Source organism: Trueperella sp. LYQ141 (assembly GCF_046599555.1).
Taxonomy (GTDB): domain Bacteria; phylum Actinomycetota; class Actinomycetes; order Actinomycetales; family Actinomycetaceae; genus Trueperella.
The window spans coordinates 162,507-187,650 of sequence record NZ_JBKIWQ010000002.1 but is presented as its reverse complement, the minus strand read 5'-3'; the positions used below and the strand labels follow the sequence as shown (position 1 = coordinate 187,650).

25 protein-coding genes, 2 tRNA genes and 1 other RNA gene are annotated in these 25,144 nt (G+C 53.2%); 18 read left to right on the top strand and 10 right to left on the bottom strand.

Translation table 11 applies throughout. The annotated features are described in order from the left end of the window. Positions 1-71: 71 nt before the first annotated feature. From ACLHIJ_RS03030 to ACLHIJ_RS03015, 4 genes are all read right to left on the bottom strand, one after another. Positions 72-335 carry a DUF6457 domain-containing protein gene (locus ACLHIJ_RS03030; protein WP_411296196.1) on the bottom strand — a complete coding sequence of 88 codons (264 nt, stop codon included), beginning with the start codon at positions 333-335 and terminating at the stop codon, positions 72-74. A gap of 341 nt (positions 336-676) precedes the next feature. After that, entirely contained in the window at positions 677-1,711 is a 1,035-nt protein-coding gene (tatC, locus tag ACLHIJ_RS03025; RefSeq protein WP_411298452.1) for a twin-arginine translocase subunit TatC, read from the bottom strand. Between the two features lie 58 nt (positions 1,712-1,769). After that, entirely contained in the window at positions 1,770-2,231 is a 462-nt protein-coding gene (locus ACLHIJ_RS03020) for a twin-arginine translocase TatA/TatE family subunit (protein WP_411296197.1), read from the bottom strand. Between the two features lie 23 nt (positions 2,232-2,254). Next, positions 2,255-2,620, bottom strand: coding sequence for a translocase (locus ACLHIJ_RS03015; RefSeq protein ID WP_411296198.1), 366 nt, complete (start codon positions 2,618-2,620; stop codon positions 2,255-2,257). Between the two features lie 220 nt (positions 2,621-2,840). Here ACLHIJ_RS03015 and ACLHIJ_RS03010 point away from each other — a divergent pair, with 220 nt between their 5' ends. The 9 genes from ACLHIJ_RS03010 to ACLHIJ_RS02970 all read left to right on the top strand — a co-directional run bounded on the left by ACLHIJ_RS03010 (position 2,841) and on the right by ACLHIJ_RS02970 (position 9,274). Then, positions 2,841-3,785, top strand: coding sequence for a hypothetical protein (locus tag ACLHIJ_RS03010; RefSeq protein WP_411296199.1), 945 nt, complete (start codon positions 2,841-2,843; stop codon positions 3,783-3,785). A 514-nt stretch (positions 3,786-4,299) separates the two neighbouring features. Then, entirely contained in the window at positions 4,300-5,070 is a 771-nt protein-coding gene (locus ACLHIJ_RS03005; RefSeq protein ID WP_411296200.1) for a MerR family transcriptional regulator, read from the top strand. 146 nt (positions 5,071-5,216) lie between these two features. Then, positions 5,217-6,068: a 4Fe-4S dicluster domain-containing protein gene (locus ACLHIJ_RS03000; protein WP_411296202.1), complete on the top strand. Its 852-nt coding sequence runs from the start codon at positions 5,217-5,219 to the stop codon at positions 6,066-6,068. Between the two features lie 48 nt (positions 6,069-6,116). After that, positions 6,117-6,190 (top strand) — tRNA-Ile (locus ACLHIJ_RS02995). A 58-nt stretch (positions 6,191-6,248) separates the two neighbouring features. Then, positions 6,249-6,698 carry a hypothetical protein gene (locus ACLHIJ_RS02990; protein WP_411298447.1) on the top strand — a complete coding sequence of 150 codons (450 nt, stop codon included), beginning with the start codon at positions 6,249-6,251 and terminating at the stop codon, positions 6,696-6,698. A gap of 4 nt (positions 6,699-6,702) precedes the next feature. Further along, entirely contained in the window at positions 6,703-7,326 is a 624-nt protein-coding gene (locus ACLHIJ_RS02985; RefSeq protein ID WP_411298446.1) for a hypothetical protein, read from the top strand. Then, positions 7,323-7,805, top strand: a complete 483-nt coding sequence (def, locus tag ACLHIJ_RS02980) for a peptide deformylase (RefSeq protein ID WP_411296208.1) — start codon at positions 7,323-7,325, stop codon at positions 7,803-7,805. The genes ACLHIJ_RS02985 and def overlap by 4 nt, the downstream gene beginning before the upstream one ends. 132 nt (positions 7,806-7,937) lie before the next feature. After that, complete coding sequence (locus tag ACLHIJ_RS02975) at positions 7,938-8,444, top strand: DUF3145 domain-containing protein (protein WP_411296209.1); 507 nt, start codon at positions 7,938-7,940, stop codon at positions 8,442-8,444. A gap of 116 nt (positions 8,445-8,560) precedes the next feature. After that, on the top strand, positions 8,561-9,274 hold the full coding sequence (locus tag ACLHIJ_RS02970) for a DUF4232 domain-containing protein (protein ID WP_411298445.1): 714 nt from the start codon (positions 8,561-8,563) through the stop codon (positions 9,272-9,274). 402 nt (positions 9,275-9,676) lie between these two features. Here ACLHIJ_RS02970 and ACLHIJ_RS02965 read toward each other — a convergent pair whose 3' ends face one another. Then, complete coding sequence (locus ACLHIJ_RS02965; RefSeq protein WP_411296212.1) at positions 9,677-10,258, bottom strand: acyl carrier protein; 582 nt, start codon at positions 10,256-10,258, stop codon at positions 9,677-9,679. A 59-nt stretch (positions 10,259-10,317) separates the two neighbouring features. Between ACLHIJ_RS02965 and ACLHIJ_RS02960 the strand changes: the two genes are divergently transcribed. The 3 genes from ACLHIJ_RS02960 to ACLHIJ_RS02950 are packed head-to-tail and all read left to right on the top strand — an operon-like array spanning position 10,318 to position 12,279. Next, positions 10,318-10,959 (top strand): hypothetical protein, encoded by a 642-nt coding sequence (locus ACLHIJ_RS02960; protein WP_411296213.1) that lies wholly within the window; start codon positions 10,318-10,320, stop codon positions 10,957-10,959. Beyond that, positions 10,943-11,566, top strand: coding sequence for an L-threonylcarbamoyladenylate synthase (locus ACLHIJ_RS02955; RefSeq protein ID WP_411296214.1), 624 nt, complete (start codon positions 10,943-10,945; stop codon positions 11,564-11,566). The genes ACLHIJ_RS02960 and ACLHIJ_RS02955 overlap by 17 nt, the downstream gene beginning before the upstream one ends. Next, positions 11,566-12,279, top strand: a complete 714-nt coding sequence (locus ACLHIJ_RS02950; protein WP_411296216.1) for an HAD hydrolase-like protein — start codon at positions 11,566-11,568, stop codon at positions 12,277-12,279. The genes ACLHIJ_RS02955 and ACLHIJ_RS02950 overlap by 1 nt, the downstream gene beginning before the upstream one ends. Before the next feature lie 228 nt (positions 12,280-12,507). On the opposite strand, the gene ACLHIJ_RS02945 is transcribed toward ACLHIJ_RS02950, so the two are convergent. Continuing rightward, positions 12,508-14,316 carry an ABC transporter ATP-binding protein gene (locus ACLHIJ_RS02945; protein WP_411298444.1) on the bottom strand — a complete coding sequence of 603 codons (1,809 nt, stop codon included), beginning with the start codon at positions 14,314-14,316 and terminating at the stop codon, positions 12,508-12,510. Then, positions 14,313-16,085 (bottom strand): ABC transporter ATP-binding protein, encoded by a 1,773-nt coding sequence (locus ACLHIJ_RS02940; RefSeq protein ID WP_411298443.1) that lies wholly within the window; start codon positions 16,083-16,085, stop codon positions 14,313-14,315. Before ACLHIJ_RS02940 ends, ACLHIJ_RS02945 begins: the two co-directional genes overlap by 4 nt. A gap of 285 nt (positions 16,086-16,370) precedes the next feature. On the opposite strand from ACLHIJ_RS02940, the gene ACLHIJ_RS02935 reads away from it, so the two are divergent. Beyond that, entirely contained in the window at positions 16,371-16,757 is a 387-nt protein-coding gene (locus ACLHIJ_RS02935; protein ID WP_411296221.1) for a hypothetical protein, read from the top strand. A gap of 205 nt (positions 16,758-16,962) precedes the next feature. Here the strand turns inward: ACLHIJ_RS02935 and aceE are convergent, their stop codons facing one another. Beyond that, positions 16,963-19,719, bottom strand: coding sequence for a pyruvate dehydrogenase (acetyl-transferring), homodimeric type (gene aceE / locus ACLHIJ_RS02930; protein ID WP_411296222.1), 2,757 nt, complete (start codon positions 19,717-19,719; stop codon positions 16,963-16,965). Positions 19,720-20,148: 429 nt separating this feature from the next. On the opposite strand from aceE, the gene ACLHIJ_RS02925 reads away from it, so the two are divergent. From ACLHIJ_RS02925 to rnpB, 5 genes are all read left to right on the top strand, one after another. Further along, entirely contained in the window at positions 20,149-20,562 is a 414-nt protein-coding gene (locus tag ACLHIJ_RS02925; RefSeq protein ID WP_411296223.1) for a DUF3052 family protein, read from the top strand. Positions 20,563-21,051: 489 nt separating this feature from the next. Further along, positions 21,052-21,124: transfer RNA gene (locus ACLHIJ_RS02920), tRNA-Val, on the top strand. Positions 21,125-21,240: 116 nt separating this feature from the next. Then, positions 21,241-22,038 carry a Nif3-like dinuclear metal center hexameric protein gene (locus tag ACLHIJ_RS02915; RefSeq protein WP_411298442.1) on the top strand — a complete coding sequence of 266 codons (798 nt, stop codon included), beginning with the start codon at positions 21,241-21,243 and terminating at the stop codon, positions 22,036-22,038. Between the two features lie 102 nt (positions 22,039-22,140). Continuing rightward, the gene (locus ACLHIJ_RS02910; protein WP_411296225.1) at positions 22,141-22,875 is read left to right on the top strand and encodes a zinc ribbon domain-containing protein; all 735 of its coding nucleotides are present in this window, start codon (positions 22,141-22,143) and stop codon (positions 22,873-22,875) included. Between the two features lie 26 nt (positions 22,876-22,901). Next, positions 22,902-23,252: RNase P RNA component class A (gene rnpB / locus ACLHIJ_RS02905), an RNA gene on the top strand. A gap of 65 nt (positions 23,253-23,317) precedes the next feature. Here the strand turns inward: rnpB and ppgK are convergent. Both ppgK and map read right to left on the bottom strand, forming a co-directional pair. Then, positions 23,318-24,085, bottom strand: coding sequence for a polyphosphate--glucose phosphotransferase (ppgK, locus tag ACLHIJ_RS02900; RefSeq protein ID WP_411298441.1), 768 nt, complete (start codon positions 24,083-24,085; stop codon positions 23,318-23,320). Between the two features lie 80 nt (positions 24,086-24,165). After that, positions 24,166-25,077: a type I methionyl aminopeptidase gene (map, locus tag ACLHIJ_RS02895; RefSeq protein ID WP_411296227.1), complete on the bottom strand. Its 912-nt coding sequence runs from the start codon at positions 25,075-25,077 to the stop codon at positions 24,166-24,168. Positions 25,078-25,144: the final 67 nt, after the last annotated feature.

Genomic DNA, 25,144 nt, shown 5'->3' with positions numbered 1-25,144 from the left:
AAAAAAATCGGTTGGGAAACCTGGCCAGATCGCCTTTTCCCCCTCGCCTCGCCCCCGCCACGATGATCGTATTATTCGGCAGGTGTGTAGCGCTGTGCGAGGTCGCTAACTTTGGCGGTTAGCGCGCTGACATCGCTCTCTTGTGCGGCGCACATGCCCAGGAGGAACATCGTCATAGGGGCGCCAGGGCGGGAGGGGCCGTGAGCGATTGTTGAGACGAGGTTGAGTAATTCGTCTCGGTGGGTGCGGATCACGTCAATGGGAGCACCGATTTCTTCAGCAACTGCGGCAAGCCACGCATCCATGACAGCCATCTTCTTCTCTTCGTTAGACATAGCTTTCCTTCCGGTATGAACCAGTTAATAGCAGTGCTATTCACATGTCAGTTTACTGGGTCGAAACAGCTAGCGTGTCAGATGTGCAACGGCAGAGAAAATATATGTGTTGCACAGAAAAATAATGGCATATCTACATAGCAAAGGAAAATTCCACATGGGGGGGGGAAAAAAAGAGAGAAGAGCTAAAACAGCGAGTGAGAAAGCTGCGGAGAGAGGACGGACGGCGGCGTAAGCGAGGAAGGAAAGAACCCTGCACTCAAAGATCCTGAAAACTTGCTCAGAGATCTCAAATCCCTGCTCGGAGATCGTTACAAATCCTGGAGGATCCGCCGTGAGGGCTATGCTCCGGTTGAATCCTTAGGAGGCACGCTCGTTGGTGGAATGAGCGGAGGGGGAATCGGCGTGGTGTAGAGCGGAGCAGGCTGGATGATAGGTATATCGGAGTGAACCTCGGAGGCCTCGGGCTGCCCTGCCGGAGCTCCTGAGGTACGTGTTGAGCTGGCTGGGGGATAAGGCGCAGTGGCGTCCACCTGGTAGGGCGGGTAGTCGGTGTGCGAGGCGCTGCCCCGTCCATCGGTATAGGACTGGTGTTCGTTAGCGTATCCGTCAGTATTAACCGAAGAGGTAGCGTGTGCCTCTAGCGCAGCGTCGATACGTGCCCGGCGTCGGGCAATAATCCGATCGTGGATATACGAAATCCCGACCGCCAATATATACAAGGCAATGAGGATAAAGGCTTGAATCGTCATTGGCCAGGGTGAGGGAAGAGGATTAGCGATAGCTGCGAAAACAAAACAGACAACAACCGCCCAACGCCATGCCCGCAGCATAGCCCGCCACGACAATATCCCAATGAAATTCAGGACGACGAGGACTTCAGGCAGTAATGCGGATAATCCAAAAGCAAGAACGAGCCGCATGTAGAAGGTGACGTAGGTCGTGGCGCGCAGGAAGTTCACGGCATTTTCTGGGGTGAACGATGCGAGGATTTCGACTGCTCGGGGGGCCATCATAATCCCGGAGGTGGCACCGGCAGCAAAGAGAAGGATACCGGCAAAGCCAAAGATGAGGACGTAGAGCTTCTCGCGTCGTTTGAGCCCTGGGAAGATAAAGGCGAAGAGCTGAATAACCCACCACGGGCTGGAAATGAGTACGCCAATCCAGATAGACAGTCGGAGTTTGAGATCGAAAGCTGCGCCGATGGTTTCAAAATTAAGGACTGCGGCATGGTCGGTTCGCTCAATCAGAGGAGTGGTAATCCACTTCATCGCCGGATCGTATAAAAACCATCCGGCGATGGCTCCGCAGAATATCCCAAATAAGCTCCATAGGATACGTTTACGCAGTTCCCTTAGGTGTGCGCGAATAGGCATGACACCTTCAGGATTACGGGAACGTTTCACGGCGGGAGATCTCTTTCCGAGTGCAGAATTATGCGTTTGTGTTGGGGGTTTCGTCAGTTGGATTGGGGGGCGTGGCAGGCTGATTCGGGTTAGTTCCGGCTGGGGTATTTCCTACCTCATATCCAGGGGCGGCTGCTGGGGGAGTCATGCCCGGCTGTGGATAGCCATAGGGGTAGCCGACCGGTTGCCCCGGAGCTGCGGCCGGCGGATACGCGCCAGGATTAGCGGCGGGCTGTGCAGTCGGCTGCGGGTAAGGATAGCCAGGTTGATATGCTCCAGTTCCCGGCGCTGGATAGGCGGGGGGTGGATAGCTTCCTGCGGTTGGCTGAGTTGGGGGAAGAGCTTTGTTTTCGTCCTCGCCTAGTTCTCGCATCTCTTTCTTAATGATTTTGGCAGACTGACCGAGGGAGCGGGCAATATCGGGCAGTTTGGCAGTACCAAAGAGGATAAGCAAGACGATAATAACGATGATAACGTGAACCGGTTTCATTGCGAGTCCTTTCGAAGCCAGAGCTAGGCTGGGTGTGTTGGCGCGGCAGTGGGAGGGATCGGCGGAGTTGCAGGCGGAGATTGTGATGGCGTGGCAGGCGAGCTTTGTGCTTGTTTCATCCACGCATCCATTTCCTCGCGAACGGCATTGCGAATCATCTGCCGAGGATCAAGCCCACTGAAATCCAGAGAGGACGTCAGATCGCTGAGCCCAGTAGCAGAGAGATCGGACCGAGTTTCTTCGCGTACTCGGGCAGAGAAACCTTTTGCCGCATTAATAGCTGATCGCAGGGTTCTCAGCCCTTGAATAATTGCTTCGGGACCAAGCACAATAATGCACACGATGAGAATGATGATGCATTCCCCACCTGAGATCCCAAAAAACTCCATAGCTTGATCCTACATATTTAGTGCAGTGCTCAGCCAGCGGGTAGGCAGTAAAATGAGGTGAGGACGGAAAATGTGCTCATGGGATAGATATTCGTTGGGCGTGTTTTGTTGCGTGAGTATCGCCGTGAGTTTCCGGTGCTTGTGATCTATCGCGTTATAAGAGAGTGGCAAGGGTGGTGATCGGGTAGTATCTGGCGGAACAGGAGCAGGAAATCGAACCGTGGATCAGGTGGTGAAAGATCAAATGTCTTGGCAGTCGCAGATGCCGCAACGCAGCGTCTTTGCATTTGGTATGTCTACTGCGCTACATGCGGTGAGCCGTTTCTTCGTAGAGCCACCGCAGGCTCACGTTATCGAGCGTTTTCGACGTGCGGATATGAGCCAGACGTATCCTGTTCGCACACAAGGTACTGAGGCAGCGCTAGCGCAATTAGCGTGTAGTGATGAGCCACTTGCGATTGTTGCAGCCGAGTACCGGCGCCTATGTAGTGGAACTCAGGTGTTGATGTTGACTCAACGCCAGTGGGCGCCCCAGTCCGGCGTTTTTCTACCGCAAGAACGACGTCGTGATTATGAAGCTGCCGGATATATCCCTTTGGGGATGCCTGGAATTCCACTCGATCATGTATCTGTCGAGCTCGGATTTTTGGCATACCTGTATGCGCGTGAGGCTCAGGAGAATCGGAGGAGCACGCCAAATGTATGCCAGCCTTTGGAGCAGCGTGGGGGCAACCCGCAAGCATCTGGGGATTATGCGCATCCGGTGAAACAGGATTATCTAAAACAAGATCCAGAGAATTCAGCACCTGCCCAGTGTGCGCCAGCTATTCGGCCTGCGGATGAATCTTGTGCCACCGAGCGACGAAGCCGTGAGCGATCAGATGAGCGAGATAATCAGGGCGCCTCGGGGAATGGAATACAAGAGAATACGTGCGAAGATAACTGCGAATCGTCGCGTCCAGTTAGCGCAGTATTGTACGAGTTTCGTCGTTGCCATGTGGAGAAATGGATTTACGATCAGCTTGAGCAACTGGCACGCGAGACGACAAGTACGACGTTCAAAGCGATGTGTCAGTTAGCGTTAGCGACATTGATGGCTGACGATAGTTCGAGTCGGTATTCTCCACGTGATTGCGCCAGTGCTGATAGCGCGAATGAGAGCTAATAGTTTGGCTAATGACGGTCAGGGGATTGGCTGATAAAGAGAATGGCGAATAACAGCCATCCGCTGGGATCTGTTTACTCAACACGGCCGTACAAGGTGCGAGTACTGAGAAAGATACACTGGCGAGGAAAAATGCCGATTGTTTCCGTGAATGAGCGGATACGAGGTTAACGAATAGCGCGTTGGGAAAAATACCGCGAGCGTAATACGGAATTGAACTGATTGAACTCATGCTCTGCTATGCGTTGACCCGCTACGGCGGTGCGCACTGTGCAGATAATATCCGCGTGTTATCTGGCAACAGAATGGAACCCTGAGGCTAAGGCGGGTAAGCAATAAGGTGCTAGCCGAGTGCATGCCCAAGCAGTTGGCTTCTTCGGTCTGCCCCCACAAAGGCAGGAGAGATTATTTTTTGCTCGCGCCTGTGAAAGCGTTTGACCCTAACGTAACCGAATAGTTTTTAATGAAAATACGGCATGTTGATAGGAGGGGAATGATGAGAGACGGATGGCTCGTGAAAGAGGTTGCACAGCTGTGCGGAGTGAGCGTTCGACTGCTCCATCATTGGGATCATGTAGGGCTCGTTTCACCCTCTGAGCGATTGCCAAACGGATACCGCTTGTACTCAAAGCAAGATATTAAGCGCATACAACAATCGCTGTTGTATCGAGAAACCGGCATGAGCCTAGAGAAGATCAAAGAGTTATTGGGCAGTTCGCACAGTGAAGAGAAACACCTGCGGATTCAGTTGGAACTTTTAGCGGAAACGTCTAGGCAGTTACAACAGAAAATCAACGCGGTTCGTCAGTTACTGGAGGAATGTGTGAAGGGTAGAACGTTAAGTGTTGAAGAAAAAGCGACACTCATGGGCAAAGAGTGGTTACCTGAATGGGAAGCCGAGGCTCAAGAAAAATGGGGTGAAACTTCTGACTGGAAAGAAACCCAAGCTAATCTAGCCAATCTGACGAATAATGACTGGCAATCTCATCGAGAACGCATGCAGAAAATCGAAGAGAAAATGAGTGAACTGTGCTCTGCCGGCATTTCTCCCGATGCGGATCAGTCCGTATCTGTGATTGAAGAATATCGAAAGCTCTGCTCCAAACATCATTTCGAGATTACGTATTCTAAGCATGTACTACTCGGGAAAATGTATGTGAACGATCCGCGGTTCACAGACTATTACGAGCAACGCGGCGCAGGTCTTGCGCAATGGGTATGTGAAGCGATTGAAGCAAATGCCCGAGCGCATGGGATCGATCCGAACCGTGCTGAATGGGAATAACGGTAGAGGCACGCGCACCTGGGAAATCGACCAAGATTTTCCTCTGACAGCCAGCAGGCCTTAGATTGTATGCTCAACGGTAGGAAACAAATTCGACGCACATAAGCGGATGGATTTAATGGAAAGCTCAAGGTGTTAGAGGCGATATGGGTGAGGAAGTAACCGCATTATTGCGCTGGATCCTTGCCCATGATCCACCTCGGCAGATCGTCTTATGTTGCCGGGAAACACCGACGGCATACTACGGGCCTGGCACTACCCTCGTAGTGTGGGATACCTGCCTCTATGAGGCCTCTATTGGTTTGCCTGCCCAGCTATGCGCGCTAGGCGTTGGGCATGTTGGCGTGGCGGAATGCCCACAGCATGATGAGCGCTGTCGAGAGCAGTTACTCGCATGGCAGTCGCTCACGCCCACGTGTGTCAGTAGTGCCAGCCCCGTTACCCGTGGAATACGACGTAAGCACGTCTCGCTTATCCTTGGCGAGATCACATTGCCTCGGCGGATGATACTGGGGTTGGGGCTGAGCGATCGCAGCCCTATTCCCATTCGAGCAGATGACGCCACGCGCACCTTGGCCGCTATCGACGTTCTGCGCGCTCGCGGCTTGATTCACAGTGGGCAGGCAATGGCTGCCCCCTTGGGTGCGGTTGATTTGCGTGCGCAGGGATGTAACGCCTGTGGGGTATGTGTGCAGGCATGCCCGCATGAGGCTTTGGAATTGCGTCATGACGCTACGGGTTCGCGCCTTGTTCATCATGCGAATAGATGCCGTGGGGAACGTCAGTGCCTCGTACTGTGCCCATTGCACGCCTTAAATGCGGATCATGCCTTGCCGCTATCGGACATGCTTCAACGGGAAAAACGTGTTCTTGCTCATCTTGAGACGGTTTCTTGTCAGCGCTGCGGGGCACGTCATCCGGCGTATGAGGGTGATCTGTGCCAGATATGTCAATTCCGTAGCGCACATCCCTTTGGTTCGATGTGGCCGCCTGCGTGAGGTAAACTGTCTGGGCAGGCATTTTTCGTTGAGGAATGTCATGCGTTAGCCCCCATAGCTCAGATGGTTAGAGCAGGGAACTCATAATTCTTGGGTCGCGGGTTCGAGTCCTGCTGGGGGCACAGCGGATAGCTTTGTTCACGCTGCTAGGCAGGCTCGTCATCTGGGGAAAGGCAGAGTATGGGTGCTTTCCAATCTGGTGAGGATAACGCTGAAGAAGGGTTCGCCTTTGAACCGTCATCCCACAATGCCTCGCAGGTCTCCGCTGCCTTGCCAGTATCTGAGGAAGAACGACGAGTTGCCGAAGAACAGCGGATTGCTCAGGAGCAACTGCGTGCTCAGAAACGAAAAATTCTTCTGTTCGGTCTCATTGCGGGGATTATCTTGATGATCCTGGGATATTTTGCCGGCTCACATGTGCGATCAATGAAAGATAACAGCAATAGCTCTGCGCCCTATTCGGAGGTTTCCGCTGTTCGGGCAGCCGATGGAGATCAGTTATGTGACATAACAGTAGGGCATATATGTGAGCCGACGCTTGAAGCGAGCCATAGCGATAACCAATCTTTTTGCAGTGGCGCTGTGCTGTGGTCTGAGATTCCTGTGCAGTTAGCGTCGGTGATGGGGTAGCGATATGAAATTCCGGCGTTCGTCTTTGGTTCACCGCTCCTATCCTGAGATTTTGACGAAAGGGCGGGGTAAACCGGCAGCCGCGGCGAAAATTATGGAACTTGATCCGGTGCATCGTTACCAGGGGGCCTCGGTTGTAACCTTTGATTCTTCTGACGATCTAGTGTTGACTGCGGAGAAATCAGAGGATTTTTCTGGCTGGATCGCAGGGTGGGATGGCATTTTCGTGGTGCTGACGCAAGCTGAAAATCGTGAAAATCTGCGGGAATATGCCTGGTCGGATTGCGAGAGCGCTTCTTGGGATGAAGAACTGCGTCGACTCGATATTTCTTTCGTCGATCCAGATATGGCTCCGTTGTGTTTACGTGTTCATCCGGATACTGATCCTCGAATGGTGACGATGATCTACGAGCGTATTGAACGCTCCATTGTTTATATGATGACTACCGAGTTATCTACGGGCGCAGTGGCACGCGGATATGTGCGTCGTAATGCCGATGATTCGCTCTTTACCCAGATCATTGTCGATGGGTCGATGCATGCCAGCGATCAACTTGCTATAGATGTTCTTGATGCGCAGTTACGTGAGACTGTAGGCATTGATATGGATGAAGGAAGTGCTTTATGACCTATCGCGATATTCGCATTGTTGGTGATCCCGTACTGCGTACTCCCTGTGATCCGATTACGAAAGTGACGCCAGGGATTCGGCAGCTTGTGGCTGATTTGTTGGAGACTGTCGATGAGCCAGGGCGGGCCGGCTTGGCAGCGAACCAGATCGGGGTGTCGTATCGTGCCTTTTCCTGGAATATCGACGGGAAAAAGGGCTACATTCTCAATCCGGTTATCGTCGAGCTGTCAGAGGAGATACAAGACGGTGAGGAAGGGTGTTTATCCGTCCCGCAGTTATGGTTTCCGTGCCAACGTTCCTGGTATGCCCGTGCGGAGGGGATTGATCTAGCGGGTAATCCCGTGGTTGTTGAGGGTGAAGAGATTTGGGGGCGCTTAATCCAGCATGAGGTGGACCATCTAGATGGGCGCTTGTATATTGATCGTCTTGCTCGCTCGGAACGGAAGAAGGCGCTACAAGCGCTGAAGGGTCTGTGAAGTGCGGCAGGTGGAGGCGGTCGCTAATAGCTCGTAGGGGTCGCCGAAGCTATGACGATTAATACGAGTGTGGTACATTAGTTGTGCCTGACCTTGGTGGGTGTTACGGGGAATTTCACCCAAGAGGAGGTCATGGTGAGTACAAAATCCACTCGTGGAATTATTTTCATTCATTCCGTCCCTCCGGCGGTTCAACCGCATGTTGAATGGACGGTAACAAGCGTGCTCGGATATCGTGCGCACTTTGAGTGGACGAAACAGCCAGCCCTGCCGAATATGAATCGCGGCGAACTTTCATGGACGGGTGAAGCTGGAATTGGGGCCCAAATCGCCTCGGCATTAGGTGGTTGGGAGCACCTGCGCTTTGAGATAACCGAAGAACCCACTGCGATGACGGAGGGTGGGCGTTGGTCGTGTACTCCCGGATTGGGAATCTTTTATGCGCAGACTGATCTATTAGGGAATGTGGTCGTACCAGAGAATCGAATTCGAGCAGCTATCGAGGATTCTCACGGTGATCCGCAGGAGCTGCGGCGGTTGCTTGACGTGGCATTGGGTCAAGCGTGGGATGACGAGCTGGAAGTATTCCGTTACGCTGGGGCAGGTGCGCCGGTACGGTGGTTGCATCGGGTGAGCTGAGGTGGTTCACCAGCGCTGGTCTAACGCATTGGTAGGCCCAAGGTGTACCCAAATGAGCGATATTTTCAGTGGTTGAATCTCTCGACTCTCATCGTGTGGCGGCGTAGGATAACGCCATGAAAAGACAGCGTGGTTGTTATGTGTTTACCCTTATCGCTGTAGCAGCGCTCAGCTTATCTGCATGTAGCGATTCTTCTGAGATAAAGCAGGGAACATCTGCTCCATCATCAGAGTCGAGTTCTTCGCAGGCGGCTTCTTCGTCAGCTACTCCGTCGCCCTCGTCGGCACCATCGGCGGCAACTCCGTCTTCTGACGCGACACAGCAGGTATCTTCTTCGGCGGCGAATCCTTCAGCACCGGCGCAGCTAGCTCCAGATGAAAGCGTCATCACGAGAACCCTGGATGGCAAGCCGATTTGCACCCCAGAACAACTGCACATGCAGGTCGTTAATCCGCCGGGATCAGGAGCGGCGGGATCTATTCACTACCGTGTGGATGCTAAGAATATCTCTACGCAGGCATGTGCTATTCCGGCGTCCCCGGCTATGCAGTTTCGAGATGCGTCAGGGGCAATAGTGGGGTTCCCTCCTGAATGGGATGGGGGAAAGTCGGAAGATTTTGTTACCATCGAGCCGAATCACACAGCATCAGCGGATCTGAGCTGGGGTCAGGTTGGAGCCTATAGCGGATGTGGGGTGGTGACGGCTAAAACGGTGGATATGTACTTAGCGCAAAGTGGACGCAAGGTCAGTTCACACTTTGATGCTGATGTGTGTTCGGCGTTCTCGAATACGACTATGAAACAGTTCCGCATTGACGCTGCGGGGTGAGTAAGAAAGATACTGACTATCTTAAGGGCGCGGGAACATAGTGAATAATTCCTGCGCGATGGGGTGCTCTGGTTGTGCGTGCAGAGCACCCTTTCTATTGTGAGCAGCCACGGCGTTGGTGGTGCGATGCTGGAGCAGAATGCCGATGATTAGGCTGCAAAAAGAGGGACAATAGGGCTATAGGGCAGAATGTGCGGGTTTTGTATGGGTTTTTGTTGTTGTGGTGCGGGAAAGTCGGGTTTTAATTGGTGGTGGTTACCTATGGGGTTGAGTGAAATGTATTGCGATTTTCCCGATTTTTCATTGTGGTAGCAGGGAAAATGGGTGTTATAGTTGGCGTGCTGCGAGGGCTTGACTGTCGATTACTTTACGTCGTTTAGTGTTTCGAGTAGTTCCTGGCCGCTATTCGCCATTAAAGAACCGCGCCAGATCATTCATCGCCTCAGCAATATCGCCGTCAGAGCTGAGGGGCTGTGCGGAAGTGCTCTCAGGTGATTCTGTGCCGCCAGTCGCGCTGCCAGATGGCGAATCGGATCGTGATTGCGGCGCATTGTGCTCAGAATGAGCCTCGGAATTATCGGCCTTTCGCGTGGCCGGTATTGGGTGAGATGAGATATTCGACGAGCTGGAAGTGCGAGAGGGGGAGGAAGGTAGCGAGCTAGAAGATAATGAGTCAGAGGGTAGCGAGCCAGGCAGTGTATTCTCGTTCAGCTCGTCAATATCGGCATATTCTTCTGGAACCTCAGTTTCAATCAAGCGGCATAGCTGTGCAACCGTGCGAAGCGCGCACATATCAGCATCGTTTATCGCAATATGTGCGATCTTTTCGCAGCCGACGCCTAATGCCCACACACTGAGTTGATCCAAACCAAGATCGTCATATAGATCAGCTGCCGGGATGATCTCATCGGCTGGAATCTCGGGAGCAAGCTCGGCAAGAACAACGCGAATTCTGGCGAGGGCAAGATCGTGAACAGAGGGCATGTTATTCCTGATGGTTTTCGTGTCGGGCAGTATATGGGCGAATCGGATAGGGTAGAGCTATGGCTTTTATCGATCTTATGCGTCAGGTTCTCAATACGGACGATCACAACTCTATCAGTGTTCGTCAGGCTGTAGAACTGCGTGATCGGTTAACTGAAGATCCTAACGATACGGCCGCTTTTGATGAGCTGGCAGTGCTTATTCGGCAGGCGCATGACATGCACCAAATGGCTGATCCGCTAATCGGGCAAAGCTCGCAAGGTGATGGCGTGCGGATGGACCTAGTCTTATGGGCCTTAGGTGAAGAAATTGGTGCTGATCCGAGGGCATGGTATCCGCTGATTCAGTTAGCCCGACTGTGTGAGGATACTGACGTGGATATGGCTCAGCGCTATTGCGAGATGGCGGCAGATCGAGAACCAACAGGGATTGCCCTCACTCATGGCATACGGCTTTTGCGCGAGTTAGGGCACAGTAACGCAGCCATTCAGTTAGGGCTTGGCCGCTGGAATCCGGTAGAACATTCTTCTGCGGTCGCGGTGGAACTTATTGATACGGCACTGTCAGCTCAGCGCCGACATGAAGCGGAGCACTACGTATCCCTGCTGGCAGATTCCGGTGCGCCAGCGCAGGTAATAGCGGAACTAAATAGGCGCATAGCCGCGTTCGGAGAGGAGAACGAAAATGGCAACCTTTATTGATATTCATCCAGATAACCCGCAGCCGCGTAATGTTATGAAAGTTGTGGATCGGATTCGTCAAGGAGAAGTCATTGCGCTGCCGACGGATTCGGGATATGCCATTGCATGTAGTTTGGCAAATAAGGCGGGGCTTGATCGGATTCGCGCAATCCGTCAGGTAGGGGAAAAACATCATTTCACCTTGTTGTGCCATGATTTCGCACAACTTGGGCAACTCGTCATCGTAGATAACCGGCATTTTCGGTTGGTTAAGGCCTTAACTCCGGGGCCGTACACGTTTATTTTGAAAGGGACGAAAGAAGTTCCGCGAATGACGTTGAACCCGAAGAAAGCAACGGTGGGTGTTCGTATTCCGCAACATAAAATTGCGCAGGCAATTGTCGGTGAATTAGGTGAACCATTGCTATGTTCAACTCTGATTCTGCCGGGCCACGATGAGCCACTGGCAGAGGGCTGGATCGTCAACGATGAAATTGGGCATCTCATTGATGTGGTAGTGGATGGCCCAGTGGGAACGGACGGGCCAACCACAGTGGTTGATCTATCCTCTGGTGAAGTGGAAATTGCCCGTGAGGGTGCTGGCGATCTATCAATGTTTGGAATCTAATGCTACGAGCACTGCTATTTGATCTAGATGGGACCCTCACTGATTCGGCGCCGATTATTACTCGCACTATTGCGGCGACGATGCGTGAGCTGGCTGGTGAGGATCGCCCGGCTGAGGAGTATATCCGCTTTGTAGGGCCGCCTTTGATGTCAACATTTACGACCTTAGGGGTGCCGAAAGACGATATTGAGCGATATATTGACGACTATCGGGCACGCTATGCGCAGATGTGTAAGGAGACGCAGGTATTCGCAGGTGTTGTCGAGCTGCTTAAGGAGGTCCGGGACGCTGGATATGCGACTGCGCTTGCCACATCAAAAGTGCAAGAAGTAGCACAGCGGATCTGTCAGGATCTCGGCTTGAGTCAATACCTTGATGTGATTCGCGGGGCGTCGAACGAAAAGGTCCATCAGAGTAAGGCCTACGTTGTTGCGGCAGCATTAGATGATCTCCATCGCCGTGGAGTAATAGACGCTGGGGCAGGCTCAGCAGTTGAGGCGCAGGACGTTCCGCAGCTTTTGGCAGGGGAATCGGTGCGCGAGGACGTGCTGATGGTGGGGGATCGTATCTTCGATATTCTGGGTGCTGGCGCGCACGGGATTCGGACGGTCCTCGTTACCTGGGGAGATCGCTGGCCCGAGGAAGAGGCACAGGCTTGGAAGGTCGTGCATACCCCACAGCAGTTACTGGATCTCGTAATGGGAGATCGGTAGGGATCTCCCCAGGGGAGTCGGCTTACAGCTAGCTAGGATTCTGATCGGTAGTGTAGCGGGCCGGATAGCGCCCATATCATTGTGGTGATGGGCGCTATCCGGTCTGTTTTCGTAGGCAGATACCGGCCGGTAGGCCTACGAAAAACAGGGTTATAGGACAAAATGTGTTGCCGGAGCTGACGAAAGCTCCGGCAACACATACACCACCCGCTACATCCCGCGCGTAGGCTAATCGTCGCTATTATCAGCCCCAGAGAATTGGGATTGATACAGGTCGTAGTAGGCGCCGCCGCGCTTTAGGAGCTCTTCGTGCGTACCTTGTTCTACCACGTCACCGTCAACCATCACCATAATCAGATCCGCATCGCGAATCGTTGAGAGGCGGTGGGCGATCACAAAGGAGGTGCGTCCTTCGCGCAGCTCGTTCATTGCGCGTTGGACGAGCATTTCGGTGCGGGTATCAACTGATGAGGTTGCCTCGTCAAGGATGAGGATACTTGGATCAGATAGATACGCACGAGCGATGGTAAGGAGCTGCTTTTCGCCGGCTGAAATATTGCCGCCTTCGTCATCAATATGGGTCTGGTATCCGGCGGGCAACTGGCGAACCAGATGGTCAACCCCGGTGGCTTTTGCGGCGGCGACGATCTCTTCGTGGGTTGCGCCGTCCTTACCGAAAGCGATATTTTCTGCGATTGTGCCGTCAAACAGCCAGGTATCCTGGAGTACCATTCCGATCTGACCGCGCAGCGAATCAGTAGAGAACGTATTGACAGGTACTCCGTCAATCGTGATCGCTCCGGAATCAATCTCATAGAAACGCATCAGCAAATTAACAAGCGTCGTCTTTCCTGCTCCGGTCGGGCCGACGATAGCGATTTGCTGACCCTGCTGGACCGTCAAACTTAACCCGTTGATAATGGTACGCCCCGGATCGTAGCCGAAGTGGACGTTGTCGAAAACGATTGTGCCTTTGCGCTGCTGGGCTGGTACGAGCTCTTCATAGGTGGCGGTAGCGTCGGGTGCCATCTCTTCACTGTCAAGGAAATCGAAGATACGTTCGCCGGAGGCCGCACCTGATTGAAGCATTGACGCCATCGAGGCCAGAGTGGAGATTGGCTGATTGAGCTGGCGTGAATATTGGATAAAGGCTTGGATTCCACCGATCGTCATCCGCCCGCTGAGGACGAAAAGTGAACCGGCGATAGCGATAATAACGAAGCCAATATTTGCCACGAACCCCATTGTCGGCTGGGCAAGCTGAGAGATGAACTGCCCTTTATATCCTGCCTCATAGAGCTTGTAGTTGGCCTCATCGAACACCTCAGTGAACTCATCTTCTAAACCGTAGGCGGTGACCACATCGAGCCCGGTGAAGGACTCTTCAACGATGGCGGATACGTCACCCGTGAGCTTCCACTGTGCCCTAAAATGCGGGCGAGCTTTCTTTAAGATCACCAGGAGAGCCGCAATACCGAAAGGCAGCACCGCCAACATCATCACTGTGAGCAGCGCAGAGATCCATATCATCAAGGCGATAATGCCAATGAGGCTGTAGATTGAATGGATCACCTGATTTAGGGTCTGCATCAGAGTTTGGGTGATGTTATCAATATCGTTGGTTACGCGCGAGAGCAGATCGCCGCGCTGTTGCTTATCAATCCATGACAGCGGCATGCGGTCAATCTTCGCCTGTGCCGATTTGCGCAGACGATAGCCCAAATTTTGGACCACTTGGCGGATGAAGATTCCAGCGGTGAAATTTGTGACGGCAGAGATCGCATACAAGATGACGATGAGAAGCAAAATTTTGCCTAGGCGAGAGAAAACGACACCGCCATGCTGAATCCCATCAATAATCACATTCGTGGCATCGCCGAGGAGTTTCGGTGCGAATACCGAGCTGGCTACGGCAAAGAGCATGAGGATTACGGCTGCGAGGATACGCCGCCACTCGGGCTTGAGTAGGCGGGCAAGGCGCTTAAGCGCACCTTTGGTATCGCGAGCTGAATTCTGGGTTGGGTCTGCTGGCCTCATCGTGTTTCCTCCTCACTGAGCTGGGAGGAAACGATCTCTTGATATGTCTGGCAGGTATCCATAAGTTCGTTGTGGGTGCCTGAACCGATAATCTGCCCAGCTTCGAGAACGTGTATCTCGTCGGCATAGCGAATTGTGGAGACTCGCTGAGCGATAATCAGGATCGCAATATCCCCAATATATTCATGTAAGGCAGCGCGCAGGCGGGCGTCCGTTGCGTAATCGAGTGCGGAGAAAGAATCGTCAAAAATAATCAGATCCGCTCCGTGCCTACCGCCGTCATCCGGCAGGCAACGATAGATAGCTCGGGCAATCGTGAGGCGTTGACGCTGACCACCAGAGAAGTTTTTACCTCCGGATTCAACGCGAGTGTCAATACCTTCGGCATGATCGGAGACGAAATCCCACGCTTGGGCTGCTTTCAATGCGGTTTCAACGCGTTCGCGATCCACTGGGGTATCGGGGGAGACGACGCCGGCAACATTAGACGCTACCGTCCCAGAAAAGAGGAATGCTTTTTGGGGCACGACGGCGATACGGCGGCGAAGTTCGGTGAGATCACAGTCAGTGACGGGAATATCCCCAGCGCGTACCTGACCACTGGTGGCATCAATAAGGCGAGGAAAGAGGCGTACAATCGAGGATTTTCCGGATCCAGTTGAACCAATGATCGCGCAGACTTTTCTCGGGCTTAGGGTCATTGAGATGTGGGAGAGTACCGGGCGTTCAGCTCCTGGGTATTGTAGCCCTACGTCATCTAAGGTGAAGCTCAGCGGTTCAGCAGGCAACATGCGGGGAGAATCTGGCCCTTTAATTGAAGGGCGGGTGTTGAGGATTTCGTCGATTCGCGTTGCGGAAACCTCGCCGCGGGGGAAGAGCATAACCATCATGCCCGACATCATCACCGACATCATAATCATCATTAGATAGCTGATATATGCCGTCAGGGTGCCCACCTGCATGTGACCAGAATCGATGCGCACCCCGCCAAACCAGACGACGGCAGCCGAGGAGATTCCGATAACGAGGAAAGCCGCTGGCATAAGAAATGCCCACAGGAAACCGATCTGAAGCCAGATTGAGCGTAGCCGATGGTTGGCGTCGGTGAACTTATCTTCTTCAGTTTTCTGCCGGACGAAAGCGCGGATCACGCGAACGCCGGTGAGTTGTTCGCGGAGTAAGGTGTTGATTCGGTCGATACGGGTTTGCTGAGTCTTGTAACGAGGGGATAGGGCCCGCATGACGAAGAAAATAAGAAGCCCTAATACTGGCACGATGACAACAAGAAGTAAGGAAAGTACTGCATCTTGTTGAATAGCCATAAACACTCCGCCAAATCCCATCAGCGGCGACATCACCATGACGGTGAACGTCAAAAGAATCACCATTTGTACTTGGCTGACGTCATTTGTGGTGCGAGTAATTAGCGTCGGTGCGCCAAAAGTGTGCTGATCGGTTGCGGAGAAGGACTGAACATGGCGGAACGTCCGAGCGCGTAGCTCCCTACCAAGCCGCATGGCTGTTTTTGAACCGAGATAGATTGCTCCAGCCATGGCTGCGATCTGGAGGCACGCAAAGACCAACATGATGCTGCCATAGCGCCAAATCAGCGGAATATCGTTGCCGAGAATACCTTGATCGATAATTTTTGCATTGAGTGCCGGAAGCACCAGGGAAAGTAGAACCTGGAATGCTTGTAGGGCCATAATCGCAAAGAATGCCGCCTTGTGGCGTTTAAGGTAATCCCAGCCGATTCGAAATAGATGCACAGTGCTCCTTTATCTTCTGCGTGCCCGTGATATTGCCGGTGACGAGGAGAGCTTGGCTCGAACGGGAAAAGATGAGTTGTGAGCCTGCACTGCGACGCATCTGCTGTAGGGCACTAGATCCACTATTCGCCTCTTGGGTCAGCAAGTCAAAGGTGGAGCGGGTTAGATTTCCCACGGCTGATATACGCTACGTATTCAGACTGTACAATTCTCTAATTAATAATAGATATTGCGCCTATAGCGATGGGTAACCGCGTGCCTACAAAATTGTGAAGAGGAGGAGTGATGTCTAATCTGCGTTGGGGGTTCGGCCTCATACTCGCTGTAATATGGACGGTCGCGATGATCGCGGCCTGGTACTCCACCCATATTCTCGACGGAATTCGCCAGTCTGATTTCCGATTCCTGCTCCTGATCCCAGCGCTGATTGTGCTTTACGTATGTTCTGGAGTTGCGAAGAAAACTAATCATCTCGTGCTTCTCATCGCAGCATTGGGTTTTATCCTCTGCCTCTATGCTCAGAATCCTCAGCTTCGCGCAATCTCCGCCCACGAATCGCTAAGTGCTGCTGGGTGGGTAAAACTCTGGGCGCTGATTGTGCTGTGTTACTGCTCGATGCTTCTCATGGTGCGTCAGGGCAAAGCCTATAGTAAGCAAAGGAAAGAGCTATAGGGTTCACGTCTGAATTCAATAAGACGGCGGCTATTGTCTGGGCAATAGATAGTGAAGAGAGTTCGCCGAAGAAAAAATAGGGATCAAGAGACGTAAGCCAAATATGGTCTGTGGGGCTGAGAATCATCAGGATTCTCAGCCCCACAGACCATTACTATGCAGTTAGCGCACTGTCATAACCGCGTTATAACACGGTAACGTGAGCTTAGACGGCTGGCTCGTTCGGGTTGGCCGTGCCGGATTCCCCAGCTTCTGGGTTGAGCAGCTCGTAGCGTCGGATGGCTTCGGCAACCACATGCCGACCAATCTCGCCTCGATCAGCGAGTGCCTGCAAAGCGCGAACCACCATAGAGGCAGCGTCAATGCGGAAATGGCGGCGGGCGGCTGCACGAGTATCAGCAATGCCGAAACCGTTAGCTCCAAGCACGTAATAATCCGAGGGAATCCACGGGCGGATCGAATCTTGCACCTGCTTTTCAAAATCAGAGGTGGCGATAATCGGACCAGCTTCATTCTTTAGCTTTGCTGTCACGTAGGCTTCGCGCGGTGCAGCTTCCGGATTGAGGAAGTTGTATTCATCTACTTCCATCCCGTCGCGGCGCAGCTCGTACCATGAGGTCACAGACCATACGCCAGCGGCAACGCCCCAATCCTCACGCAGCATCTGGCGAGCCTCACGCGCCCACGGCACGCCTACGCCCGAAGCCAAAAGCTGAACCGTCGGCCCCTCGCCTTCTGGGGATTCGACGCGGTAGATACCCTTGAGAATTCCCTCAACATCGACGTTCTCCGGCTCGGCTGGCTGATGGATCGGCTCATTGTAGACGGTGATGTAGTACATGACGTTCTGATCGCGACCATCTGAACCGTCGCCGTACATCCGCACGATACCGTCGCGCACAATATGGCGAATCTCGTAGGCATACGCTGGATCGTATTGGACAACAGCGGGATTGGTTGAAGCAATCACATGGCTATGCCCATCCATGTGCTGCAGACCCTCGCCGGTTAGCGTCGTGCGCCCTGCAGTAGCGCCCATAATGAATCCGCGGGCCATCTGATCGGCAGCATGCCAGAACTGATCGCCAGTGCGCTGGAAGCCGAACATAGAGTAGAAAATATACACCGGAACCATTGGCAAACCGTGGGTGGCGTAGGATGTGCCAACCGCAGTAAAGGCTGCATTAGAGCCTGCTTCGGTGATGCCGGTGTGCATGATCTGCCCCTTTTCGGATTCCTTGTAGCTCAGTAGGAGATCCGAATCCACGGCCGTGTAGTGCTGGCCATGCACATTGAAGATTTTTGCCGTGGGGAAGATTGCGTCCAGGCCGAAGGTTCGGGCTTCATCGGGGATGATGGGCACGATACGATACCCGAAGTTCTTATCTCGGATGAGATCCTTAAGCAGACGGACGAAAGCCATCGTGGTGGCCACCTTCTGCTTTCCGGAGCCGCCTTTGAGCACATCCCAATGTTTCTCATCTGGCATATCGACGCCATTGACGACGACGCGGCGTTCTGGCAGGTAGCCGCCCAGCTTGCGACGGCGCTCATGCATGTATTCCAATGCCGGATGGTCAGGAGCGGGCTTGAAATATGGTGCATGGTAGGGATCGTCAAGCTGGCTATCGTCGATATCTAGATGCAGGGTATCGCGCAACAACTTCAGATCGTCGGCGTTGAGCTTCTTCATCTGGTGCGTCGAATTGCGCCCAGCGAAGTTTGAGCCGAGTGCGTAGCCCTTGATCGTGTGCGCTAGCACAACGGTTGGTTGATCCTTGTGTTCAACTGCGGCCTTGTAGGCGGCATAGACCTTGCGGTAATCGTGACCGCCGCGCTTGAGGCTCCAAATCTTTTCGTCGGACCAATCAGCGACCAATGCCTTAGTGCGTGGATCGCGCCCGAAGAAATGCTCGCGAACGTAGGCACCATCATTTGCTTTGAAGGTCTGGTAGTCGCCATCGAGCGTCTCGTTCATGATATTGACGAGGGCACGATCCTTATCGGCTGCGAGCAGTTCATCCCACTCGCGCCCCCAGATTACCTTGATGACGTTCCAGCCAGCGCCCTTAAAGGAGGCTTCGAGTTCCTGAATGATCTTGCCGTTGCCGCGCACCGGACCATCAAGGCGCTGCAGGTTACAATTCACAACAAAGGTGAGGTTGTCGAGGTTCTGGCTGGCAGCGAAGTGGAGCAAACCGCGAGATTCAACTTCATCCATCTCGCCGTCACCCATGAAGGCCCACACGTGCTGCTGGGTGGTATCTTTCAGGCCGCGTTCGTTGAGATAGCGGTTGTACCAGGCTTGGTAGATGGCTGAGATCGGCCCAAGACCAAGCGAAACCGTCGGGAACTCCCAAAAATCTTGCATTTGCCGAGGGTGCGGATACGATGGCAGACCGCGCCCACCGGAGCGGCGGGAAGCCTGCTGCCGGAAGGAATCGAGATCGTCTTCCGTCAGGCGCCCTTCGAGGAATGCGCGAGCGTAGTTACCAGGGGAGGAGTGACCTTGGAAGAGGACTTGATCGCCGCCTCCAGGGGAATTCTTGCCGCGGAAGAAATGATTAAAGCCCACTTCGTACAGGGTTGCTTGAGCGGCGTATGACGAAATGTGACCGCCAACGGCAACATCTGGATTTTGCTGACGGGTAACCATAACGGCTGCGTTCCAGCGAGTCCAGCGGCGGAATTCGCGTTCTAGTTTTTCATCACCAGGATAGAACGGCTCGTCATCCACGCCAATAGTGTTGACGAAGGGGGTGACGATATTCGGGGGAATGGAGATACCGCGCCGACGGGCATGGTTTTGCATTGCGGTCAGCAGGTATCGGGTGCGCGGGCCGCCTTGGTTCTCGATTAATGCTTCAACGGAATCAATCCATTCTTGAGTCTCTTCCGGGTCAATATCTGGGACCTGGCTCAGCAGACCGTTGATGAGCGGGCGGATAGGCTGTTGACTCACGTGTAACTCCTCTACTTGATGCGCGGCTGTGTGGGTACATCTGCCTGCTGCGCGATGTGGTAGCGGGTAGACGCCCTTTAACGCTAGTTCTAATGTACCGTTTCTCTTTGGCTATCCCTACCGAGTCACTGGATTTACAATGGGAGAACTCTCACGATTTTTCTCTACGTTAAAATAATTGCGGATGGTCGGTGGGCGTGTTAGACATGGGCTTCTGACCTCGCATGTTAAAAACTGTGGGTCTGGTGTGCTGGGCTTTCGGCAGGTGCTACCGGCTATGAGCTCGTTCCCAGGCTCACCGGATCAACGGTAAAGACGTATAGATAGAGCAAAATTCAATCGTTATGATCCGTGTATCATCCTGCATCTTGGGCTGTAGGGCTTTAGAATGTGAATCGTTGGCATACCGCACGCGAAAGGCAGAACACAGTGTCCGGGGTTTCCGGTAAGGAATTTGGGTTTCAATCTGGGCAGATTGTCCAAGAGTTTGGTTATGACGACGATGTGGACTTCGATGTGCGTGAAGCTATCGAACACGTGCTAGGGGAGCCGCTCGTTGATGAAGATTTCGATGCTGCAATCGACGGGGTTATCGCATGGTGGCGCGCTGACGATGGTGACACCGATGATCTCACGGATTATCTTGTGGACTGCTCATCTGGTCTAGCAGACGAAAACTCGGTGATCTGGCTATTCGTTCCGGCTCGCCATCAGGCACACGCTGTTCCAATGGAAGATGTCAACGAAGCTGCTGATACGGCAGGTCTATCAGTGACCTCAACACGATCCTTGCCGAGCGGATGGACGGCATTTCGCGTCGTCACCCACGGGCGATCATATTAATAGCGCTAAATCATAGTGATAGCGCGTAATATCGCCGATAATTCTGTGTGATAACGCAGTGAATCCACTCAATTACATCCCGTAATTAATAACTCGGCTAATACCTCGCCGCGCCCCTCGGCTACTTTGGATAATGCTCGGTGCGCAGTGAGAGCTTTACTGTTATGCGACGGATTAGGTCTAGCTATCAGTATCGTGTAGCTGTCGCTATCGTGCTGGTGCATTCGTTCGGTTGTTGGGCTGGGAGACGGGATGAACTGAGCGATGGCGCGCGTGAGTAAGCAATACCCGTCTTTGCCAGCAATAGGCGTGAAAATGATATTGCGGGAGCGCAGGCGTCCTGGGTGAATTCAGTTCTTTGCATTCAGGCAGCCGCAGCAATCCCTTTCTGGGCTTCTGGGTTTCTCAGTTTCTCACCGTGATGAGTGAGTGGGGAATATCGCACGGTTTTATTTTTCATCTGCCGGTAAGGACGTTAAGATTATCCGCGGACCCTTAGCTCAGTTGGTAGAGCAACGCGTTTACACCGCGTGTGTCATCGGTTCGAGTCCGGTAGGGTCCACGATATGCCCGTGTCTTCCGTGATAATCAGGGGATACGGGATTTTTATATCTGCTCAAACATGGTTTTGTGGCTTTTGCTCTTCGTTCCTCGCCTCTCGTCGTTTAGGCTATTGCCATGATTACTGTGGGTGACGTTATTGAAGTCATGGAGCGAACCTATCCACCGTCGTTTGCGCAGGATTGGGATCGGGTCGGGCTAGTTGTCGGCGATCGCAGCGATCCTGTTGAGCTGATTGGTTTTGCTGTTGATCCATGCCAAGCAGTGGTAGATGAAGCAATTTATCGCGGTGCTCAGATGATTATTACCCATCATCCGCTATTTTTACGAGGAGTTTCCTCGATTGCGACGGACCATGCCAAGGGCGTGTGGGTTCACCAGATGATACGCAATCAGGTGGCATTATTTGCTGCTCATACGAACGCTGATAGTGCCGCTACTGGATCAGCGGTGGCATTGGCAGAGCTGCTTGGTTTACGCGATACCGTCCCGCTTGAACCCCTTAATGAACATTCCGATCTTGGTTTGGGGCGAGTTGGTCGATTGCCAGTGACGATGACAGTCCGTGAATTGGCACTGCGCTTGAAAGCACTGATTCCCACTACTCCGGCTGGCATTCTGATTGGCGGTGACCCACAGAAAATTGTTTCTCGGGTGGCGTTATCTCCAGGATCCGGAGATTCCTTCTTAGCTACTGCTCAGGCGGCAGGGGCAGATGTGTATATCACTGCCGATTTACGGCATCATCCAGCGACGGATCATTTATGGGATGGTGGCTGCCCGCTTATTGGGCTGACGCATTTTGCCTCAGAGTGGCCGGTGCTGCCTCGCATGAGAGCTGCTGTGGAAAGCGAATTGGATGTGCGAACGTATATCTCCACGATTGTTACTGATCCGTGGGAAGAGCGCTGCTAATTCATAGCTGAACGATGACGGTTACTGGCGTACGTGACATTAGCCCTAGAGACTAATGAACGTTGCTATCTATAAAGGACGTGCTAGCACAGGAGGATGATCGTGGTTCGAGCACCCCGAGCAGATCAATTGCAATTGTTGACAATCGTTGAGGAAGATCGAGAAATAAACCACCTGACCTCACGCATTGAAAAACATCCGTTGCGTGCTGAGCTTGGTCAGACGATGAATGAGATTGCTCGAAGCGCGCGCAATATCCAAAGCGCTCAAGAAGAATTAGCGGCAGCTCAATCCGATTTAGCTGCCGCCAGTGAGCACACTGCTCGTCGGGCACAGACCCTTGCGAAAAAGAACTCACAGTTAGATGCCGGTATCGGGATGGATTCGCGTGAGCTGTTAGCCTTACAGGCGGAAATAGCAACGAACCAGGCGCTCCTTGATGAGGCAAATGAAGCAGAGTTTACTGCCTGGGAGCGCGTCGAACAGATCGAAGCTGAGATCGCGCAGATGCAGCAAGAGATGGCAAGATTCCAGGATGTGCTATTGCGAGGGCGGAGTCGCTTGGAAGATGAGGTTGCGCAGTTAACGGATGAGCTGGACGATATTCGTAGCAAACGGGATCGTCACCTCGCTGAGCTAGATCCTGCATTGCAAGAAGCATATGCCCAAGCGGTAGCCCGCGGTGGCTTGGCTGTGATTGCAGTGCATCCGAATGGGGATACTTCTGGTGGGATTCAGCTATCGCCCATTGAGATGGAGAAGATTAAATCTGCAGATCCAGAGGAGATTTACTTCTCAGAAGATTACGAGTGCATCGTTATCTTGCTGGAGGCGTAGCACAGTACGCGGCGTTATACTGAAATACAGTTGGTTGGGTGGTCGCGGCACTACGGTGCTGAGGAACGTCCGGGCTCCACGGAACACGGTGGTGGGTAACGCCCACTCGGAGTGATCCGCAGGAAAGTGCCACAGAAAGTAAACCGCCGCAAGGTAAGGGTGAAAGGGTGAGGTAAGAGCTCACCGCGTATCGGGTGACCGATATGGCACGGTAAACCCCACCGGGAGCAAGACCAAGTAGCGCGCTATGAAAGTTCCGTTCGCGTGCGGGTTGGTTGCTAGAGCCTAATGGCAACATTAGGTCGAGATGGATGGCCACCACTGGAGGCGTAATCTGCGTTTCAGTACAGAACCCGGCGTATAGATCAACTCCCTGTGGCCCGCGTTGCGGGCCACAGGCGTATTCACTTTGATCTATCGTGGCAGCGCCCGTCGTATTGTGTTATCTGCGTGCCTCTTCATAGGCGACGCGAGCAGCCCCGATAATACCTGCAGCATTGCGTAATTTTGCGGGCACGATTGGGGTATCCAACGGAATCAGAGGAAGAAACTTCTTATGATGTTTCGATATTCCGCCGCCAACGATGAATAAATCGGGGGAGAACAACATATTGATATGAGAAAACACCTGAGTTAACCGCTCGGCCCACTGCTCAAAACTCAATCCCTCCTGGGTGTAGACCGCGGAGGAAGCAAAACGCTCTGCGGTGATGCCGTTATCCAAGATGAGATGCCCGAGCTCAGTGTTAGGAATAAGCCGCCGTTGGCGTACCAGAGCCGAGCCAATGCCGGTGCCTAAGGTCAGCATAATGACGGTGCCCCGATGCCCATGTGCCGCGCCATAGCGTACCTCGGCGTAACCGGCAGCGTCGGCATCGTTGAGGACGAAAATGGGGCGATCTACCTTTTGACGGATAATAGAAGCCACATGCTGACCGCGCCATTCTTGGGATAGGTTTGCCATGAAAGGAACGACTCCTGCCACAATAGGCGCAGGAAAGGAAATGCCGACGGGCAAATCTGCCGGAGCTTCTAGCAGATCAATAATTTCTCGGATAACTCCGGCAATCTGGAGCGGAGAACCGTTTTCTGGAGTGGGAATACGGTAGCGCTCAGTAATGAACTTTCCGCGTTTAACATCGACCAGTGCGCCTTTAATCCCTGATCCGCCAACGTCAATACCGATTGCGCAAGGGTGTGATTTCGTCATATTTCCTCCAGGAGACGGGCTGCTTTTAAGGACGCTGGGCAGCAACTGGGGCACACTTTACCAGCGCTGAATAACAGATGTTAGGCATCTGAGGGCAATGCCGGCGAACGTTGCCCGTGGCTAGGCAACGTGAGGATTTCCGCGCCGTTCTCCCGAACCACAATAGTGTGCTCCCATTGAGCGCTACGAGTCCGGTCGGCAGTGACGACGGTCCAATCGTCATCCCATTGTTCCCAGGCGATACCTCCGAGAGTGAGCATGGGTTCTATAGTGAATACCATGCCCTCTGTGATGACGTCATCGTATCGAGGCGCAGCGTCATAATGGGGAACGATTAAACCGGAGTGGAATGCCTCTCCAACCCCGTGACCAGTGAAATCTTCTACTACGCCGTATCCAAAACGGTGGGCGTAGGACTGAATAACTCGACCGATAACATTCAATGCCCGCCCTGGCTTAACAGCCGCAATTCCGCGCATCATTGCGGTATAGGTGCGCTCGCAAAGCAGGCGAGATTCTTCATCGACGTGCCCGACGTAAAACATGGCATTTGTATCACCGTGCACGCCATCTACGTATGCGGTGACGTCAAGGTTCACGATGTCACCTTCCACTAAGGGGCGATTATCGGGAATACCGTGGCAGATAACTTCATTAATAGAGGTACAAATGGATTTGGGGAATCCCATGTATCCCAAGCAGGACGGATATGCGCCCTGTGCGATGAGGTATTCATGGGCGATAGCGTCAAGTTCGTCCGTGGTAATTCCCGGGCGAACGGCTGCGCCAGCATGATAGAGGGCGTCAGCGGCAATGCGACTGGCCCGTCGGATCTTTTCAATAGTTTGCTCAGATTTGATCTCGCGAGCAGTAACGATCTCTGGCCCGTCGTGGAAGAGATATTCAGGGCGAGCAATATCTCCGGGAACTGAACGAATAGCGGATATTTGACCAGGGCGAAGCGTCCCGCGGGGTGCACGTGTTCCTTGCATAGGATTCAGTGTAGTCGGCGCTGTGGAACAGACCAACATAGCCCCTCGTCATACGAAGCAGCTAGCT

What these genes read in the sequence shown, in the direction of transcription:
- ACLHIJ_RS03020 (WP_411296197.1), bottom strand. Translation starts at nt 2,231, where the DNA reads ATGAAACCGGTTCACGTTATCATCGTTATTATCGTCTTGCTTATCCTC.
- ACLHIJ_RS02990 (WP_411298447.1), top strand. Translation starts at nt 6,249, where the DNA reads ATGGGTGCTTTCCAATCTGGTGAGGATAACGCTGAAGAAGGGTTCGCC.
- ACLHIJ_RS02975 (WP_411296209.1), top strand. Translation starts at nt 7,938, where the DNA reads ATGGTGAGTACAAAATCCACTCGTGGAATTATTTTCATTCATTCCGTC.
- ACLHIJ_RS03015 (WP_411296198.1), bottom strand. Translation starts at nt 2,620, where the DNA reads ATGGAGTTTTTTGGGATCTCAGGTGGGGAATGCATCATCATTCTCATC.
- ACLHIJ_RS02945 (WP_411298444.1), bottom strand. Translation starts at nt 14,316, where the DNA reads ATGAGGCCAGCAGACCCAACCCAGAATTCAGCTCGCGATACCAAAGGT.
- map (WP_411296227.1), bottom strand. Translation starts at nt 25,077, where the DNA reads ATGCAAGGAACACGTGCACCCCGCGGGACGCTTCGCCCTGGTCAAATA.
- def (WP_411296208.1), top strand. Translation starts at nt 7,323, where the DNA reads ATGACCTATCGCGATATTCGCATTGTTGGTGATCCCGTACTGCGTACT.
- ACLHIJ_RS02970 (WP_411298445.1), top strand. Translation starts at nt 8,561, where the DNA reads ATGAAAAGACAGCGTGGTTGTTATGTGTTTACCCTTATCGCTGTAGCA.
- ACLHIJ_RS02955 (WP_411296214.1), top strand. Translation starts at nt 10,943, where the DNA reads ATGGCAACCTTTATTGATATTCATCCAGATAACCCGCAGCCGCGTAAT.
- ACLHIJ_RS02950 (WP_411296216.1), top strand. Translation starts at nt 11,566, where the DNA reads ATGCTACGAGCACTGCTATTTGATCTAGATGGGACCCTCACTGATTCG.
- ppgK (WP_411298441.1), bottom strand. Translation starts at nt 24,085, where the DNA reads ATGACGAAATCACACCCTTGCGCAATCGGTATTGACGTTGGCGGATCA.
- ACLHIJ_RS02960 (WP_411296213.1), top strand. Translation starts at nt 10,318, where the DNA reads ATGGCTTTTATCGATCTTATGCGTCAGGTTCTCAATACGGACGATCAC.
- ACLHIJ_RS03000 (WP_411296202.1), top strand. Translation starts at nt 5,217, where the DNA reads ATGGGTGAGGAAGTAACCGCATTATTGCGCTGGATCCTTGCCCATGAT.
- ACLHIJ_RS02985 (WP_411298446.1), top strand. Translation starts at nt 6,703, where the DNA reads ATGAAATTCCGGCGTTCGTCTTTGGTTCACCGCTCCTATCCTGAGATT.
- ACLHIJ_RS02915 (WP_411298442.1), top strand. Translation starts at nt 21,241, where the DNA reads ATGATTACTGTGGGTGACGTTATTGAAGTCATGGAGCGAACCTATCCA.
- ACLHIJ_RS02935 (WP_411296221.1), top strand. Translation starts at nt 16,371, where the DNA reads ATGTCTAATCTGCGTTGGGGGTTCGGCCTCATACTCGCTGTAATATGG.
- ACLHIJ_RS03030 (WP_411296196.1), bottom strand. Translation starts at nt 335, where the DNA reads ATGTCTAACGAAGAGAAGAAGATGGCTGTCATGGATGCGTGGCTTGCC.
- tatC (WP_411298452.1), bottom strand. Translation starts at nt 1,711, where the DNA reads ATGCCTATTCGCGCACACCTAAGGGAACTGCGTAAACGTATCCTATGG.
- ACLHIJ_RS02965 (WP_411296212.1), bottom strand. Translation starts at nt 10,258, where the DNA reads ATGCCCTCTGTTCACGATCTTGCCCTCGCCAGAATTCGCGTTGTTCTT.